This window comes from Pseudarthrobacter xylosi (assembly GCF_055412765.1).
In genome coordinates this window covers 607,229-624,136 of sequence record NZ_JBVAYT010000001.1, presented here as the reverse complement: position 1 = coordinate 624,136, position 16,908 = coordinate 607,229, and the positions used below count along the sequence as shown (strand labels likewise).

The following is a 16,908-nucleotide window of genomic DNA, read 5'->3' as shown; positions in this document are numbered from 1 at the left end:
CTGGACGAACCGGTCCTAGTGGATGGCGAAGACCCGGGCAGGAAAACCGCTGCCTCGCAGGGGCTTAGGCCAGCTCGCAATGAGGGCCGCGCCCGCTTCCGGAAGTCCTTCCAGGTTCGCCATCAGTTCGATCTGCCACCGGTTCCGCGCCAGGACATAGGTCTCCAGGCTGAAATCCTGGCGGGAAGTAGCCAGCCCCGGGTCTGTATCCGTTTGTTCATGACCGACGGCAGTAACCGACCGCTCCTCAATCAGGAAGGAAAGGACTTCCTGCGACCAGCCCGGCGTGTGGCTGACACCCTCATCATCCCTGTTTGCCATGGCGCCAGCGTCGGGCCAACGAAGACTCCACCCTGTCCGCAACGCCACAAATGCCCCCGGTGCGATGGCACCATTGCGGCTCTCCCATGCCTGAACGTCCTCCATCGTGGGTGTGGCGTCCGCATTTGCGATGACCCGCGCGGTGATGTCGAGGATCACCAGCGGAAGGACCATGTCCTCCACAGGAATCTGGTCCAAGGTCCGTCCCCCGCGGATGAAATGCGAGGGAGGATCAACGTGTGTTCCCCATTGGCCGATGATCGAATAGCGGTGGGCAGTGAAACCGTCGCCTTTCTCCAGATCGAATAGGGGTTCCCTGACTTCGTCGGGGAATGCCGGGAAATGCGGCTGGCCAGGGTGGAAGGCGTGTGTCAGGTCGGTAAATGACCTGCCGGCAAGCAGCGGCTGCAGACCGTCCCAAAATCCGGTCGTGGTTGCTTCAATCATGATGCGGCCTCGCTCTCAAGGACTGCCGGAAGGGCAGTGCTGGAGACGCTGATTGGCCCTGTCAGTTCGATGACCGGTACCTCCCAGGGATGGATCTCCACGATGTGCTGGAGGCAGCGCTCCACGGCAGCGTCATCTAGCGCCGCATCGAAATACGTCGTGAAGACCAAGGTAGGCGAAATTGTGCGCTGGCCCACCTGCCCCAACGTAGGGTTGGCACCTTCAGTGCAGGTGAAACCCTCGAAACCCAAAGCCGATTCGAAGACATGCCTGTAGTTGCCAAAATCCCCTAAGTCCGGGGATTCCGACAAAGCTTGGAGCAGGGCCACGATGCCCGCTTCATCCTCGAATGCTTCTACGCCGCCCTTGGCGAGCCGCGAGAAGGATTCCGGAGCTATGGGCCAATGCACACGCAGCTTACGTACTGATTTCATTTCAATCTTCAAGGGAAGCCTCTTCCTGAGCGGTTCGTAAAAGGGTGTCTGAATGCCATGGTGACATAGAGTGATGGTCATTACAAGCATCTAAAAATGCTTATTACGCACACATTGGGATGGAGGCATTCATGTTCACCCCGGCACATCGCCAGACTTGGGGCGTGACTGGGCCGGAAAGGGCAGGTTGCCTTAAAGGACTGCGGACCGTCATGTGCAAGCCCGGGGCTGTGCCGCGCTTTTGTCACTGCACGTTGTGATAACTTGCATTGCCGGATCACGAGTCGCCGCGTCCGCCCGGCAGGCCAGAACGAACCGAACCGCTTGGAGCCCTAAACAATGCCCAGTAACACCAAGCTCTCCCGCATCCTCGATGCCGGAGCGAACCTGACCGTGGACGGCGCACTCGCCACCGAGCTTGAAGCGCACGGCTGCGATCTGCAAGATCCTTTGTGGTCGGCTAAAGTCCTTCTGGAACAGCCGGAGCTCGTCAAGCGCGTACACCAGGATTACTTCCGCGCCGGAGCCTCGGTCGCCATCACGGCGAGCTATCAGGCCACACCGTTGGGATTTGCGCGGCGCGGCATCGGCGAGAAAGAGGCCTTGCGATATGTGGCGTTGAGTGTGCGCCTGGCCGACGAGGCGCGCCGCGAGTACATGGCCGAAAACACGGATGCGGGCCCCCTGCTGATTGCAGGATCGGTCGGGCCCTACGGCGCGTACCTCGCGGACGGATCAGAATACCAGGGAGACTACTTCCTCAGCCGAAACGAGTTTTTGGAGTTCCACCGGCCTCGAATCGCGGCGCTGGTGGAGGCCGGAGCAGACTTTCTTGCCTGTGAGACGCTGCCTTCATTGCCCGAGGCCGAGGCCTTGCTGACACTCATGAAAGAGTTCGACGTCGAAGCCTGGCTCTCCTTCACGCTACGGGACGGTGGGCACATCAGCGACGGTACGCCGCTGGCGCAGGTGGCAAAGCTCTGTATGGAGCAGCCGCTCGCGGTGGCGATCGGCGTGAACTGTGTGCCGCTGGACCTGGTCTCCCCATCCCTGGAGGCCCTGGGCAAGGCCACCCACATGCCCCTGATCGCATATCCAAATTCGGGAGAAACCTATGACGCAGTCACCAAAACGTGGGGGCAGGCCGCGGCTGGGGACAGCGCTTCGGGCCCCGATAGGAAGCAGCCCGCAAGCCTTGCGGAGGGAACGCCCATCTGGCGTGAACTTGGTGCCCGGCTCGTTGGCGGGTGCTGTCGAACGACCCCGCAGGATATTGCCGCCGTGGCGAGGCTGTCAATCATTCCCTGATCAGAAGCTGCCAGGGCCGGGGTTCGCTCCGACCTTCGCCGCCATGGTTCGCACGGACCAATGCGTTTGGCCTTCAGGCTTGGAATTACTTGTCAGATCAACGATCTCGTCAATCGTCGATTGGGGAACAACCGGCTTGCGGCCCTGCCCCGGACGCACCTCACCCAGATGTGCGAGGCCCGTTGCACCTCGCGGTGAGCATCAGGCACTCGCCAGTCCACCTGCCCCCTTCAACTCACCAATCGCGCCCCAGACCCTGGTCTAGTGGCACGCACTAGTCCTGCTCGGCGATGTCCTCTGCGATGTCCTCCGCCCACAAGTCCGGGTTGTTTTCCTGGAGCGTTCGCATCATGTCCACGCACCGCTGATCATCCAGGACCACCACCTCAACACCACGTGATCGTAAAAGCTCGAACTCGCCGCCAAACGTGCGCGCTTCACCCACCACCACGCCGGGGATGTTGAACTGGATAATGGTTCCGGTGCACATGGCACAGGGGGCCAGCGTGGTGTAGAGCGTGGTGTCCCGGTAACTCTTCTGCCGGCCGGCTGCGCGAAGTGCGGACATTTCCCCGTGCGCTATCGGATCGCCGTTTTTGCACTCGTTCGTTGTGTCCGCTCGCGATGACCACACCGTCACGGGCGAGTGCTGCCCCGATGGGAATGCCGCCTTCGTTGGCGCTCTTTTGGGCGGCTTGATAAGCGGCTTCGAAAGTGGGGTCAGGGGCCGCTTGTGGCGCCGGTATGGCGGCGGGCAGTTGAGGTTCGTGGGTCATGCGGTCATTGTCGTATGAGGGGTTGGGGTTGGGGTTGGGGCTCGAAACCCGGGTGCGACCTAAACGAGCGGCCACGGGTACCGCATGCCCGTGCGGTCAACCGGCAGCACCTGTGTGCTGAGCAGGCGCTTTACCCGGTGCTCCAGGGCCGCGACCTCTTCGCCGTCGAGGAGCTCAGCCACGTCTGGAGGCGAGGCCTCTGCGAGTGGAGCGATGTCCTCAAGCAGGGCGTCCGGGATGGGTTCGCCGGCGAAGTCCCAAATCACGGTGCGCAGCTTGAAGCTGGCCGAGAAGCACAGCCCGTGATCGATGCCCCACACCCGGCCGTCTTCGCCGCGCAGCACGTGCCCGCTCTTGCGGTCGGTGTTGTTCGTAACGTAGTCGAACAGTGCGATACGGGCCAGCTCAAAGTGCGTCTCCGGTGCTTCCGCGAACAGCGTGAAGTAATGGTCCCGGAAATCGCACTCGATGAACCACTGCAGTGAGCCGACCCCCAACGGAGCCTCCTCGCGGATCACCGTCGGCGGCACGAGCCCCCACTCCAGCGATTCGCTGAGCAGGTAGGCCGCGCGTTCCCGACGGTAGAGCCCGGGCTCGAAATCGGACAGCGGCTTTTCCCCGGCCTCCGGCTTGTAGACCGCGTACGCGGTTTCCTCCGCGCCGGCGACCTGGACGAGGAACGTCTCGTTGCTGCTGCGCGGAATGCGTCCCACCAGCTCGACGCTGCCCTCGGTGAGCAGGGTCAGCTCACGGCCGGACACCGGCTGCCCCAACTCACTGCCCCCTCAGCCCGCTCAGCGGTTCCGACGTCGAATTCACCATGAGTACGGCGGGCGCCTGACCGTCCACAAACGAGATGACTGACACCGAGCCCGGGCTGATGACGATCCGCTGGAAGAGGTCCAGGGGCGTGCCCAGGGCGTGGGCCACGGCGGCCTTGATGGGATCGGCGTGGGAGAAGCACACCACCACGCCCCCAACATGGGCTGTGCGCAGTGCCTCCAGCGATCCGACGATCCGCGCCTGCATTTCCGTGAAGCTCTCGCCGTTCGGGAAACGGAAGGTCGAGGGGCTGTGCTGCACGGCCTGCCACTCGGGCAGGGCGGCCACGTCCGCCAGAGCAGCCCCGGTCCAGTCGCCGAAATCGCATTCGAGCAGGCCGTCGTCGTACTTCACTTCCCGTCCAGTGCGGGCCGCCGTCGGCTCCGCCGTCTCGCGGGCGCGCTCCAGCGGCGAGGAGTAGATGGCGTCGACAGACAAGTCCGCGAGGCGCTCCGCGACCCGTTCAGCTTGGGCCCGGCCGCCGTCGGACAGATTCAACCCCGGCGCGCGTCCGGGCAGAACCCTGCCCGTCGTCGGCGTCACTCCATGGCGCACCAGAAGCATCAGGGTTCCCGGCGGACCCGACGGCGACCCCGATGTAGGTGCCGGTGATTCCGGCGGCATGGCTGCAGTCATCAGCACCAGCGTATGCGGCACAGCGCCCCGTGAGCAGGGAATCTGAACAAATCCCTCGTTCCCGGCCCGGTAGAGGTCTACCGTAGAGGAGTGAGTGATCGCCCCGAAATCTTCACTGTTGGTGAACTGCGTGCCTCCGGCCACGTGCACAAGGACCTGCGCCGCGAAATCCGCGACAACCTGCTCGCCGCGCTCGCCGCCGGCCGTGACCCCTGGCCCGGGATGTTCGGTTTCAGCCGGACCGTCCTTCCCCAGCTTGAGCGGGCGCTGCTTGCCGGGCACGACGTGGTCCTGCTCGGCGAACGGGGGCAGGGCAAGACCCGGCTGCTGCGCACCCTGGCGGGGCTGCTGGACGAGTGGTCGCCGGTGATCGAGGACTCGGAACTCAACGAACACCCGTACGAACCCATAACGGAACACTCCCGTGCCCGCGCCCTCACCGAGGGGGACCGGCTGCGGGTGGCGTGGCGCCACCGCTCCGAACGGTACGTCGAAAAGCTCGCGACGCCGGACACCTCCGTCGCGGACCTGATTGGTGACGTCGACCCGATGCGGGTGGCCGAGGGCCGCCGCCTGGGCGATCCGGAAACCATCCACTACGGCCTGGTCCCGCGCTCCAACCGCGGCATCATCGCCATCAACGAGCTGCCAGACCTCGCCGAGCGAATCCAGGTCTCGATGCTGAACGTGATGGAGGAACGCGACATCCAGATCCGCGGCTACGTGCTGCGGCTGCCGCTGGATGTCCTGGTGGTCGCGTCCGCCAACCCCGAGGATTACACGAACCGCGGCCGGATCATCACGCCGCTGCGGGACCGCTTCGGCGCCGAGATCCGCACTCACTATCCGTTGGAGCTCGACGACGAGGTGGCCGTCATCCGGCAGGAGGGGCACCTGGTGGCGGGCGTCCCGCCCGTCATCCTCGAGATCCTGGCCCGCTACACCCGGGCGCTGCGGCAGTCCCCGGCGATCAACCAGACCTCAGGGGTGTCCGCGCGGTTCGCTATCGCGGGCGCCGAAACGGTCGCCGCGGCGGCCCTCCGCAGGGCCAGTGTGCGCGGCGAGGACGAGGCCGTGGCCCGGATCATCGACCTGGACGCGGCCGTGGAAGTCCTTGGCGGCAAGATCGAGTTCGAGTCCGGTGAGGAAGGGCGTGAACAGGAAATCCTTGACCACCTCCTGCGCATGGCCACCGCCGAAGCCGTGCGGGCGCACTTCCATGGGATCGACATGGGACAGCTGGTGGCCGCGCTCGACGGCCACACTACGGTGACCACCGGGGAACTGGTCACCGCGCGGGAGTTCCTGGAAAACCTCCCGAACCTCAACGGCTCCGGCCTCTACGACGAAATCAGTGAGCGCCTGGGTGCGACGAACGACGGGCAGCGAGCCGCCGCCGTCGAACTCGCTTTGGAAGGCCTCTACCTCGCCCGGCGGATCGCCAAAGAGTCCGACGACGAGGCGACGATTTACGGCTGACGAAGCCGCTCAGCAGCCGGCAGAGGAGGGCCCATGAGCGTTCATAACCGGTCCAGGTACAGCCGGTACAGGGGCGGACCTGACCCGCTCGCTCCGCCTGTGGACCTGGTGGAGGCGCTCGACGCCGTCGCCGAGGACGTGATGGCCGGCTACTCGCCGCGGCACGCCCTGCAGGAGTACCTGCGGCGCGGCGGCCGCAGCCGGGAAGGCCTCGACGACCTCGCCGGCCGCGTCCAGCAGCGGCGCAAGGACCTGCTGGACCGGCACAAGCTGGACGGCACACTCAACGAAGTCCAGAAGCTGTTGGAAACCGCGGTGCTGGAGGAGCGCAAACAGCTGGCGCGCGACGCCATGATGGACAACACTGACCGCGCCTTCCGGGAGATGCAGCTGCAGAACCTGCCACGGTCCACGGCCGCGGCGGTCAACGACCTTGCCTCGTATGACTGGCAGTCGAGCACGGCGCGGGAGGCCTACGAGCGGATCAAGGACCTGCTGGGCCGCGAGGTCCTGGACCAGCGGTTCGCCGGCATGAAGCAGGCCCTCGAGAACGCTACGGATGAGGACCGAGCGGCCGTCAACGAGATGCTGCAGGACCTCAACGGGCTGCTCGACAAGCACCGGCGGGGCGAGGACACCGACGCGGACTTCCAGAACTTTATGGCCAAGCACGGCCAGTTCTTTCCCGAGAATCCGCAATCGGTGGAGGAGCTGATCGACGCCCTCGCCCAGCGGGCGGCCGCAGCCCAGCGGTTACTGCAATCCATGTCGCCGGAGCAGCGGGAGGAGCTGATGAGCCTGTCCGCCCAGGCGTTCGGCTCGCCCGAGCTCATGGCCCAGCTCGGCCAGCTCGACGACACCCTGCGTGCCCTGCGGCCCGGCGAGGACTGGACCGGCTCCGAACGCTTTGAGGGTGAGGAAGGGCTTGGCCTTGGCGACGGCACCGGCGTGCTGCAGGACATCGCCGAGCTGGACGAGCTGTCCGAACAGCTCTCCCAGTCCTACAACGGGTCCAGCTTGGACGACCTGGACCTGGACGCCCTGGCCCGCCAGCTCGGGCAGGATGCCGCCGTGACGGCCCGCACCCTTGCGGAGATCGAGCGGGCAATGCACGACGGCGGATTCCTCCAACGCGGGGCCGACGGGGATCTCCGGTTGTCGCCGCAGTCCATGCGGCGGCTCGGGAGGGCGCTGCTGCGGGACACCGCCAGGCAGCTTTCCAGCCGGCAGGGGCGCCGGGAGACACGAGTTGCCGGGGCGGCCGGGGACCAGACCGGCTCCAGCCGCCCGTGGGAGTTCGGCGACGCCGAGCCGTGGGACGTCACGCGGACCATCACCAACGCGATCCGCCGGACCATTGCCGACGGCGGCGACCCGGGCCGCGGACTGCGCCTCGCCGCGGATGACATCGAGGTGGCGGAAACGGAGGCGCGCACACAGGCCGCCGTGGTCCTGCTCGTGGACGTGTCCTTCTCGATGGCCGCCCAAGGGCGCTGGGTGCCCATGAAACGCACCGCGCTCGCCCTGCACCACCTCATTTCAACGCGCTTCCGCGGCGACCGGCTGCAGCTGATCACGTTCGGCCGCTACGCGCAGACCACGGACATCGGCGAGCTCACCGCCTTGCCGCCCTTCCAGACCAAGGGAACCAATCTGCACCACGGCCTACTGGTGGCCGGCCGGTTCTTCCGCAAGCACCCGTCCATGCAGCCGGTCCTCCTGGTGGTGACCGACGGCGAACCCACCGCGCACCTGCTGGCCGACGGTGGGACCTGGTTCGACTATCCGCCGGACCCGGAGACCATCCGGATTACCGTGGCCGAACTGGACCGCCTGGGGCGTGCCGGCACACAGGTCACCTTCTTCCGGCTGGGCGATGACCCCGGCCTGGAACGGTTCGTCCAGCGCATGGTGCGCCGGGTCGGCGGCCGCATGGTGGCGCCTGACGTCGGGGACCTGGGCGCTGCCGTGGTGGGGGAGTACCTCCGCGCCCACTTCCGCGGCCGCCCCTACGGCGAGACGGACTGGGTCAAATAGAAGGCTGTTCGGCACTAGCTCCCGCGGACGACGGCGGGGGCCTCCCGCCGTCGTCCGCGCACCACGGCAAGGCCCCACCCCGGTTCCGCCAGTCGCCAGCAGGTTTCGGCTGCCCAGCCGAACGCCGGCCGCTCCGACCCGTCCGGTGCTGCATGGTGGCGGAGATGCGTGTTGTAGATTAGCTATTGACTGAAAATTCAGTCAGGCTTATGGTTGATGCAATACATCAACGTGATGTAGCTCACGAAAGGCTTGCCATGATCAGCACGCGCTTCCGCAAAGACGCGGATTCCGTCGGTGCCGCATCCGCGCACAAGGACCGCTTCGGCCGCATTGAGTCGGCCGGCATTGAGTTCATTCCCGACGAACAACGCACCTCCCGCCCCCGGAACCTGTTCACCGTGTTCTTCGGCGGCAACTTCGCCTTCTCGGTCATCGTTTTCGGCTGGCTTCCCATCACCTTCGGCCTGGACTTCGTCGGCGCCGCCACGGCCAGCCTCACCGGTCTCCTCGTTGGTACAGCCCTGATCGCCCCGATGGCCCTCCTGGGGCCACGGACCGGCACCAACAACACCGTTTCCAGCGCCGCACACTTCGGCACCCGCGGGCGCTTGATCGGTTCCGCCCTGACCCTGGTGTTCGCTCTTGCCTACGCCGCCATCGCGGTCTGGACTTCGGGCGACGCGCTGGTTGCGGCCGCCGAACGGCTGCTCGGGATACCCGTCGACGGCGTCACCCTCGCCATCGGCTACGCCGTAATCTCCGTGGAAATTGTTCTCGTGGCGCTCTTCGGCCACGGCACCGTGGTGGCGATGCAGAAGTGGGTCGCACCCGTCGTCGGCGTTCTGCTCCTTATCGGCGTCGTCGCCTTCGCACCGACGTTCAGCCCCACAACAGTCCATGCCGACTACCTCCTGGGCGACTTCTGGCCCACGTGGATCCTCTCGGCCGTCGTTTCCGTCGGCGGCCCCCTCTCCTATGCACCCACACTGGGCGACTACAGCCGGCGCATCTCGCGGACCAGGCACTCGGACCGTTCGGTGGTGACCTCGGCATGCCTCGGCGTCTTCCTCGGGCTCTTCGTCACTGCCCTTTTCGGCGCCTTCACGGCCTCGGCGTTGCCGGAGCTTGGCGGCTCGTACGTCGCCGATCTCGTGAAATCATCCCCGGCCTGGTATCTGCTGCCCATCCTCATCATCGCGTTGGCAGGCGGACTCGGCCAAGGCGTGCTCAACCTCTACGCCAGCGGACTGGACCTCGAAGCCCTCTTCCCGAGGCTCCGGCGGATCCACACCACCCTCATCACCTCGGTGATCGCAGTCGGTCTTCTCTACGTCGGTGTCTTCGTCTTCAACGCGGTGGACTCCATTACGGCCATGACACTGGTCCTCAACGGCGTCGCCGGACCCTGGGTTGCCATCAACGTTCTGGGATTCCTGATCGCCCGCCGCGGCAAGTACCACGCCGCCGACCTCCAGCTCTTCCGGGCCAGCGGACCGCGCGGACGCTACTGGTTCAGCAACGGCTGGAACCTGCGCGCGGTAATTCCCTGGGCCATCGGTTCAGTCTTCGGCCTGCTCGCGACGGACACGTCCCTGTACACCGGGCCGTTCTCGCAGCTCGCCGGGGGAATCGATCTCAGTTTCATCGGGTCCACGATCATCGGAGCGGCAGGCTATCTGCTGGCCTTGCGGTTCTGGCCCGAACCCGCCGCAACGAGGGAGTCCGCACGGGAGGAAGGTGAGCACGTATTACTGTCAAACCATGACTGACAAACTAGCCAAGATCCTCACCGCCGCCACCACCTGCATCGCCAGGAACGGCGTCCGGGGAATGCGGGTCAACGATGTGGCTGCAGAAGCCGGTGTTTCGCCGGGCCTCCTGTACTACCACTTCACCGACCGGGCCGGCCTGCTTGCCGCAACGCTTGAATACATCAACAAGCAGGTCAGCAAGGACGACGACGCCCCCTCATCCCCTGACGCGGAAGACCGCGCCCGGCACTTCAGGCACCTGCTCCTTGACGAAATCAAGGACGACGCTGATGTCCGCCGGAATTCGGTGGCCTGGAACGAGCTCCGGGCGTGCTCCATCTTCGAACAGGAGCTGGCGGAACCGCTTTCCCGGACAACGGCGGAATGGAACCGCGAGATCGCCCAGGCCATCGTCACCGCCAGCGAAGGCACCAGCGAGGACGAGGCCGCAGTCATTGCGGAGATCCTCACCAGTTTGGTGGAAGGGATCTCCGGCCGCTGGCTCAACGGTTTCATCACCACAGACCACGCGCGTTCCCTGTTGGCGACGGCCATCGACTCACTCACCACAGCACGCCCCACGACCCTGCAGGAACCATCCGGACAGGGTCTGGGCAAATGAACCACCGACCCAACTCTCAACCACATATCAAACGACGCGATTCCAGCGGAATCCCGCGATTATGCAAGGACCCCTAGGGTCCCGTTAGGAAGCACCATCTTGGACATCATCGCCAACACCGAACCGCCCGCCTCTTTCGCCCGGAGCCAGGAAAGCACCCGCCGGCCGCTCCGAGTGGCCCTGGTCCAGCACCGCTGGCGCGAAAACGCCGCCGAGCTCAGGTCGGTGCTGACCGGGGCCATCGGCAAAGCCGCCGACGCCGGAGCCAGGGCCGTGTTCCTGCCGGAACTTACGCTGTCCAAATATCCTGCCAACGTCCGGGCCGGCAGTAACCCGGCCCGGAATGCCGAGGACCTGCTCAGCGGCTCCACCTTCGAGTTCGCCGCCAATGCGGCCCGGAAGCACTGCGTCACCGTCCACGCCTCGCTCTACGAGCGCTCAGACGGAAACGACGGGCTGGGCTTCAACACCGCCATCCTCGTCTCGCCCCAGGGGGAGCTGCTGGCACGCACGCGCAAGACCCACATTCCCGTCAGTGCCGGCTACTACGAGGACACGTACTTCCGTGGCGGGCCGGCAGTCGACGCCTACCCCGTGCACCGCCCCGCGGAACTGGACGGGGCCGCCGTCGGACTCCCCACCTGCTGGGACGAATGGTTCCCGGAGGTCGCCCGGCTGTATTCGCTGGCCGGCGCGGAAATCCTGGTCTACCCCACGGCCATCGGCTCGGAGCCGACCTTTCCGGAGTTCGACCACCAACCGCTGTGGCAGCACGTGATCACAGGCCACGGCATCACGAACGGCACGTTCATGGTGGTCCCCAACCGGACGGGCGACGAAGGCGACATCAACTTCTACGGTTCCTCATTCATTTCCGATCCCTACGGCCGCGTCCTGGTCCAAGCGCCGCGGGACCGGGAAGCCGTCCTGGTGGCCGACCTTGACCTGGACCAGCGCAAGGACTGGCTGGACCTGTTCCCGTTCCTAACCACGCGCCGCCCCGACACCTATGCCGAGCTCACCCGGGACGTCGATTTCGACCGTCCGTACGGGGCGGTATCCGCGCAGCAGACCGCGGACCAGCCATGACCTGGATGATGCCGAGCGAAACGGCACCCCAGGAAAGGGTCTGGATGGCATTTCCGCCGGAGCGATCCTCGATAGGGCACACCGCGGAGGAAACCCATGAGGCCCGCACGGCGTGGGCAGTGGTGGCGCATGCTGTGGCGGATTTCGAGCCTGTCACGATGGTCGTGGACCCGCCGGACATGACTGCCGCGCGGACTTATCTTTCGGCTGGCATTGACCTGGTGGAAGCGCCCCTCGACGATGCCTGGATGCGGGACATCGGGCCCACATTCGTGACCGGCGACGACGGCCGGCTGGGCGGGGTGGACTGGGTCTTCAACGGCTGGGGGCAGCAGGAATGGGCCAGCTGGGGCAAGGATTCCGGGGTCGGTGCGGAAGTTGTGAGGAAGGCCGGTGCGGAGCTGCTGGACAGCCCGCTGGTCAATGAGGGCGGCGGGATCCAGGTGGACGGTCTGGGCACCGTGCTCGTCACCGAGACGGTGCAGCTGGATAAGTTCCGGAACCCGCACCTGACCAAGGCTGACGTCGAAGCCGAGCTGGCCCGCACTATCGGCGCCACGCATGTCATCTGGCTGCCACGTGGGCTGACCCGTGATTCGCAGGAACTCGGAACCCGCGGACACGTGGACATCGTGGCCGCTATCCCGTCGCCCGGTGTGCTGCTGGTCCACTCCCAGCGCAACCCATCACACCCGGACTTCCAGATCACCGCCGATATCATCGCGATGCTCGCCGGGACCCGGGACGCGCAGGGCCGTGTCTGGGAAATCGTGGAGGTACCTGCCCCGGACAGGCTGCGCGACGAGCTCGACTGGGTCGACTACAGCTACATCAACCATCTGGTGGTGAACGGAGGCGTCATCGCCTGCAGTTTCGACGACCCCGCGGACGCCGGAGCCCGCCGGATCCTGGAGCAGGCGTATCCGGGCCGGGAAGTGGTGACGGTCGATGCGCGCGCCATCTTCGCCAGGGGCGGCGGCATCCATTGCATTACCCAGCATCAGCCGGCCGTCTGACCGCTTCAACGCCGGCGCCCCCGGCCCCACGATCACCAACATTGTGGCCAACTGGGGATCCCAGCTCGCGGCCGGACGCCTGCGGGGTGTCCCGCCGTCGTCCGTTTGAGGACTGGTGGTGTGTGCGGGAGCGCCTAAGCCGTGGCAGCGACCAGCTGGCGGTGCCGCAACGTCTCCCCTTACTCGCCAACCACCTACCGCGAGCTCACCGCCGGCACGCCGAGGACGCTGTCCAGCAGCCCGTTGCGGAATTTGCCCTCCGGATCGTGCGCCGCTGCCAGCGAGCGGAAGTCCGCAAGGCGGGGGTAGAGGGATTCCCAGTCGTGACTGCCGGGAGTGAAAAGCTTGCCCCAGTGCGGCCTGGCTCCGAACGGCCGCAGCAGGTCTTCGAGCTGCGGAAGTACGGCTTCCACCTCCGGCTGTAGCGGCTTCCAAGTGAAGTGCAGGGCAACGCTCTGCTGCCGGTAGAAGGGGCTGAGCCAGAATTCGTCTGCGGCGCCGGTCCTGATTTCGGAGACAAACAGCAGCGGCGCCAGCTCAGGAGCCAGGGTCCGCACTGCCTGGATCGCAGCAGGTGCCTGCTCCAGCGGCAGGATGAATTCGCTTTGCAGTTCATCACCGTTGCTGGGCGTGAACTCGTGGCGGAAGTGCGGTAGCCGGTCCAGCCATGGCCCCGGCTCATCCATCTGGCCTGTGCAGTTCTCGGCCGACATCCCCGGCAGCGGATGCCGCGGGCCGGCGGCTGCCATGGCGCCGAACAATTCGCCGAGGGGAGGCTCCGAGTCCAGCGCCTTGAGCCAGACCTGGCTGATGGTATCGCCCGCGTAATCGGTGAAAAGACTCACGCTGTAGGCGCTGGACACAAGCTGCGTGAAATCCGCCAGCGCCCGTTCCCACGGCAGGTTTTCCAGCACGCGCTGTCGCATGCTGAAGCTCGGCCGGACGGCAAGCCGGAGGCCGGTGACGATGCCCAGGGCGCCCAGGCCCACCACGCTGCCCAGGAACTCCTCGCCGTCCGCGCGGGACAGGGATACCTGCTCGCCGGAGGGCCGAACCAGATCAATGGCCTCCACGGCTCCGGCCAGGGAGGGGTTGTTGACGCCGGATCCATGGGTGCCCGTCTGGACGGCCCCTGCCACGGAAATATGGGGCAGCGACGCCAGATTGTGGATGGCCAGCCCGGCCTGCTGCAGCGTGCGGCACAGGGCACCGTAGCTCACTCCGCCGCTGACGCGGACGCTCTTCCGTTCCGAGTCCAGGTCGATGTGCTGTGGCAGCGCATCCAGCAGAACGTGCACGCCGTCGGTGTCCCCGATGCGGTTGAAAGAATGCCGCGATCCCAAGGCCTTGACCTGGCCGGAACGCGCCACCACCTGGGCGAGCTCAGCCACCGACTCCGGGCGCACAACGTCCGCTGATGAGTAGTTGAGATTTCCTGCCCAGTTCTTCATGTGCTCGGCTTTCGGGTGAAGGTACGTTCGCTCCACCAACTGTGAGCGCTAACAATTTCCCTGTCAAGACGCTTCGGCCGCCTCCCGCCGGGGAGGGCGGTAACATCGTCAGCAGGTCATCCGCAGCGGCAGCCGCTGCCATGTTTTGGCCCAGAAGGCTTTGAAAGGGGAGCAGTGCGCGCAACCGTCAAGGACGTCGCGCGTCGTGCCGGCGTTTCACCCAAGACTGTCTCGAACGTCATGAACGGCATCGTTCCGGTCAGTGGCGCCACCAGGACCAAGGTGGAGCAGGCCATTCTCGAGCTGGATTACGTGCCCAACCTCTCCGCCCGCGGACTGCGCAACGGGAGGTCCGGTGTGATTGCGCTGGCCTTGCCCGATCTTGGTACGCCGTACTCGGCAGAAATTGCCCACCACATTGTGGACGTGGCGCACGAGCAGGGCTGGATCGTACAGATCGAGGAAACCGGCTCTGATCCCCAGCGCGAGCACGAACTTATGGTTCGCGCCCGCTCCAACCTCATCGACGGACTGATCCTCAACCCTGTGGTGCTGGACGAGAGCGCCGTCCGGGTGGGCGTTGCCCTTCCGCCCGTGGTCCTGCTCGGGGAGGTTGCGCAAAGCCTTGCCGACCGCGTCTTCGTCGATAGCGCCGCTGCCGCCCGCGACATGACTCTGGCCCTGGCGAAGCCCGGGCGCCGGCGGATCGCCGTGTTGGGAACCACCCAAGGCAGGGGATCGGCTGCAGCCATACAGCGAACCCAGGGCTATGAAGAGGCGTTGGAGATCCTTGGCATGGAACGGGACGAGTCACTGCAGATTCCCTGCGAAAAGTGGACGCCGCAGTCTGCTGCCGATGCGCTCACTGCCTACCTGGACTCCAACCCCCTTCCCGAGGCTCTGTTCTGCTTCACGGATTCCATGGCCATCGGCGCCCTGAGTGTGCTGTGGAAGAGGGGCCTGCGCATCCCGGAAGACATTGCGGTGGCGGGCTTTGACGACATCGCCGACGGCCGCTATGCGGTGCCGTCGTTGACCACGGTCTCCTTCGACAAGCGCGCCATTGCCAGCGAAGCCCTGCGCCTGCTCACCGAGCGGATGGCCGACAGGGGCCACGAGCAGCGTGTGGTTTCCGTGGACTACACCATCGTGGAGCGGGACAGCAGCCGCACCTGAAACGAGAGCGACGCACCAATTGTTGGCGCTAACAATTTTCTCTTGCCCTGTCCATTACATCGATGTAATGTGAGGCGTGCGTCACCTCCTGAAGGCATAAGCCCGGGAACGGGGACGCACCGGAACCGGAGTTTTGAGCAACAAGAAGTGACCTTTCCGCGGACCCATCCAAAGGAGTGACGGGTGAAGCAGTTTGAATTTTTAGGGAAGCAAGTGTCCCGACGGCAGTTATTGACAGGAGCGGCAGCCTTAGGCAGCGTCCTGGTAGCAGGCGGCCTGACGGGCTGCGGCGGAACCGCCCAGGCCTCTGGCCTGCGGGACATCGGGTTCTGGCACCTGCTGTCAGGCGGTGACGGCATCAAGATGCAGGCAATGATCAACAGCGCCAACCAGGCCAACCCCGGGTTCAAGGTGCATCCCACGGTTCTGGCCTGGGGCCCGCCTTACTACACCAAACTGGCCATGGCATCGGCCGGCGGCCGGCCACCGGAAGTAGCGATCATGCATGCCAGCCGGGTTCCCGGCTACGCCCCCGGCGGGCTCATCGACCCCTGGGACCTGGACCTGCTGGCCGAGCACGGCGTCACCGCGGACAACTTTGCGCCACGCATCTGGGAGAAGAGCCAGCAGAACGGCAAGGTGTTCTCCATCGCCCTGGATTCGCACCCGTTCGTAATGTTCTACAACACGGACATCGCCAACAAAGCCGGCGTCCTCGGCGCCAACGGGCAGCTGCAGGAAGTAGCTTCGCCGCAGGAGTTCCTGGCCATGGCCAGGGAAATGCAGAAGGTCACTAAGGCCCATGGCCTGTCCTTCGGTTACCTCGGCAGCGGCTCCCAGATGTGGCGGCTCTTCTACACGCTCTACAAGCAGCATGGTGCGGACATGGAACTGATCCCGGGCCAGCCGATGAAAGTGGACCGCGACGCCGCGATTGAGTCCTTGGAATTTATGGCGTCGCTCTTTGACGACACCATCGCTGCCAAGGCCGGCGACATCAGCACGGGCATCGCGGAGTTCGCCCGTGGTGACTCGGGAATGCTGTTTAGCGGGGTGTGGGAACTGCCCACGCTCAAGAAAGCCGGACTTCCGGTGGACGCCGCCACCATTCCCACGCTGTACGGAACGCCGGCATCCTACGCCGACTCGCACTCGTTCGTCCTGCCGCGGCAGCTGAATGTGGATGACGCGAAACGGCGGGACGTCTACAAGTTTGTGAGCGATGTCCTCAAAGGATCTATCTCCTGGGCCGAAGCCGGGCACATTCCGGCGTACCAGCCCGTGGTCCAGTCGCAGGCATACCGCGACCTCACGCCGCAGATCCACTACGCCAACGCGGCGGACATCATCGCCTACGATCCCGAGGCCTGGTTCAGCGGCTCGGGCTCGGACTGGCAGACCTACTTTGCGGAGAACGTCCAGAACGTGTTCCTGGGCCGCGATAAGGCGGCCGCAGGCTGGGACGCCTTTGAGCACCGCACCAACACCCTTCTTTCCCGGCCCAACCCGGTCTAAGCGCACCGAGCGACAAAGGAGTCCT

The 16,908-nt window shown here is 65.5% G+C and carries 14 protein-coding genes and 2 pseudogenes; 9 read left to right on the top strand and 7 right to left on the bottom strand.

Annotation, left to right across the window (positions count from 1 at the left end; translation table 11 throughout):
• Window positions 1-15: 15 nt before the first annotated feature.
• On the bottom strand, window positions 16-768 hold the full coding sequence (locus tag ACZY1F_RS02920) for a cyclase family protein (protein WP_463940161.1): 753 nt from the start codon (window positions 766-768) through the stop codon (window positions 16-18).
• The gene (locus ACZY1F_RS02915) at window positions 765-1,202 is read right to left on the bottom strand and encodes a YqfO family protein (protein WP_463940160.1); all 438 of its coding nucleotides are present in this window, start codon (window positions 1,200-1,202) and stop codon (window positions 765-767) included. Before ACZY1F_RS02915 ends, ACZY1F_RS02920 begins: the two co-directional genes overlap by 4 nt.
• A 339-nt stretch (window positions 1,203-1,541) precedes the next feature.
• Between ACZY1F_RS02915 and mmuM the strand changes: the two genes are divergently transcribed.
• Complete coding sequence (gene mmuM, locus ACZY1F_RS02910) at window positions 1,542-2,510, top strand: homocysteine S-methyltransferase (RefSeq protein WP_463940159.1); 969 nt, start codon at window positions 1,542-1,544, stop codon at window positions 2,508-2,510.
• Between the two features lie 21 nt (window positions 2,511-2,531).
• Here mmuM and ACZY1F_RS02905 read toward each other — a convergent pair.
• The 4 genes and pseudogenes from ACZY1F_RS02905 to ACZY1F_RS02890 all read right to left on the bottom strand — a co-directional run.
• Window positions 2,532-2,690 (bottom strand): annotated as a pseudogene (locus ACZY1F_RS02905) (IS630 family transposase); the annotation flags it as partial.
• 94 nt (window positions 2,691-2,784) lie between these two features.
• Window positions 2,785-3,286: pseudogene (locus ACZY1F_RS02900) on the bottom strand (nucleoside deaminase).
• Between the two features lie 59 nt (window positions 3,287-3,345).
• Complete coding sequence (locus ACZY1F_RS02895; RefSeq protein WP_463940390.1) at window positions 3,346-4,047, bottom strand: SCO1664 family protein; 702 nt, start codon at window positions 4,045-4,047, stop codon at window positions 3,346-3,348.
• A gap of 13 nt (window positions 4,048-4,060) precedes the next feature.
• On the bottom strand, window positions 4,061-4,744 hold the full coding sequence (locus tag ACZY1F_RS02890; protein WP_463940158.1) for an MSMEG_4193 family putative phosphomutase: 684 nt from the start codon (window positions 4,742-4,744) through the stop codon (window positions 4,061-4,063).
• A gap of 90 nt (window positions 4,745-4,834) precedes the next feature.
• Here ACZY1F_RS02890 and ACZY1F_RS02885 point away from each other — a divergent pair, with 90 nt between their 5' ends.
• From ACZY1F_RS02885 to ACZY1F_RS02860, 6 genes are all read left to right on the top strand, one after another.
• A complete protein-coding gene (locus ACZY1F_RS02885) occupies window positions 4,835-6,223 on the top strand; it encodes a sigma 54-interacting transcriptional regulator (RefSeq protein ID WP_463940157.1) in 1,389 nt (462 codons plus the stop codon).
• Between the two features lie 33 nt (window positions 6,224-6,256).
• Entirely contained in the window at window positions 6,257-8,260 is a 2,004-nt protein-coding gene (locus tag ACZY1F_RS02880; RefSeq protein ID WP_463940156.1) for a vWA domain-containing protein, read from the top strand.
• A 257-nt stretch (window positions 8,261-8,517) separates the two neighbouring features.
• Window positions 8,518-10,032 (top strand): purine-cytosine permease family protein, encoded by a 1,515-nt coding sequence (locus tag ACZY1F_RS02875; protein WP_463940155.1) that lies wholly within the window; start codon window positions 8,518-8,520, stop codon window positions 10,030-10,032.
• Window positions 10,025-10,636, top strand: coding sequence for a TetR/AcrR family transcriptional regulator (locus ACZY1F_RS02870; protein ID WP_463940154.1), 612 nt, complete (start codon window positions 10,025-10,027; stop codon window positions 10,634-10,636). The genes ACZY1F_RS02875 and ACZY1F_RS02870 overlap by 8 nt, the downstream gene beginning before the upstream one ends.
• A gap of 99 nt (window positions 10,637-10,735) precedes the next feature.
• Window positions 10,736-11,725, top strand: a complete 990-nt coding sequence (locus tag ACZY1F_RS02865; RefSeq protein ID WP_463940153.1) for a nitrilase-related carbon-nitrogen hydrolase — start codon at window positions 10,736-10,738, stop codon at window positions 11,723-11,725.
• Window positions 11,722-12,741, top strand: coding sequence for an agmatine deiminase family protein (locus tag ACZY1F_RS02860; protein ID WP_463940152.1), 1,020 nt, complete (start codon window positions 11,722-11,724; stop codon window positions 12,739-12,741). Before ACZY1F_RS02865 ends, ACZY1F_RS02860 begins: the two co-directional genes overlap by 4 nt.
• 194 nt (window positions 12,742-12,935) lie before the next feature.
• On the opposite strand, the gene ACZY1F_RS02855 is transcribed toward ACZY1F_RS02860, so the two are convergent.
• On the bottom strand, window positions 12,936-14,192 hold the full coding sequence (locus ACZY1F_RS02855; RefSeq protein ID WP_463940151.1) for a D-arabinono-1,4-lactone oxidase: 1,257 nt from the start codon (window positions 14,190-14,192) through the stop codon (window positions 12,936-12,938).
• Between the two features lie 174 nt (window positions 14,193-14,366).
• Here ACZY1F_RS02855 and ACZY1F_RS02850 point away from each other — a divergent pair, with 174 nt between their 5' ends.
• Both ACZY1F_RS02850 and ACZY1F_RS02845 read left to right on the top strand, forming a co-directional pair.
• Window positions 14,367-15,368: a LacI family DNA-binding transcriptional regulator gene (locus ACZY1F_RS02850; protein ID WP_463940150.1), complete on the top strand. Its 1,002-nt coding sequence runs from the start codon at window positions 14,367-14,369 to the stop codon at window positions 15,366-15,368.
• A gap of 183 nt (window positions 15,369-15,551) precedes the next feature.
• Entirely contained in the window at window positions 15,552-16,883 is a 1,332-nt protein-coding gene (locus ACZY1F_RS02845; protein ID WP_463940149.1) for an extracellular solute-binding protein, read from the top strand.
• Window positions 16,884-16,908 lie beyond the last annotated feature (25 nt).

Coding starts and splice junctions, on each gene's coding strand:
- ACZY1F_RS02875 (WP_463940155.1), top strand. CDS start 8,518: ATGATCAGCACGCGCTTCCGCAAAGACGCGGATTCCGTCGGTGCCGCA.
- mmuM (WP_463940159.1), top strand. CDS start 1,542: ATGCCCAGTAACACCAAGCTCTCCCGCATCCTCGATGCCGGAGCGAAC.
- ACZY1F_RS02870 (WP_463940154.1), top strand. CDS start 10,025: ATGACTGACAAACTAGCCAAGATCCTCACCGCCGCCACCACCTGCATC.
- ACZY1F_RS02920 (WP_463940161.1), bottom strand. CDS start 768: ATGATTGAAGCAACCACGACCGGATTTTGGGACGGTCTGCAGCCGCTG.
- ACZY1F_RS02915 (WP_463940160.1), bottom strand. CDS start 1,202: ATGAAATCAGTACGTAAGCTGCGTGTGCATTGGCCCATAGCTCCGGAA.
- ACZY1F_RS02880 (WP_463940156.1), top strand. CDS start 6,257: ATGAGCGTTCATAACCGGTCCAGGTACAGCCGGTACAGGGGCGGACCT.
- ACZY1F_RS02890 (WP_463940158.1), bottom strand. CDS start 4,744: ATGACTGCAGCCATGCCGCCGGAATCACCGGCACCTACATCGGGGTCG.
- ACZY1F_RS02855 (WP_463940151.1), bottom strand. CDS start 14,192: ATGAAGAACTGGGCAGGAAATCTCAACTACTCATCAGCGGACGTTGTG.
- ACZY1F_RS02860 (WP_463940152.1), top strand. CDS start 11,722: ATGACCTGGATGATGCCGAGCGAAACGGCACCCCAGGAAAGGGTCTGG.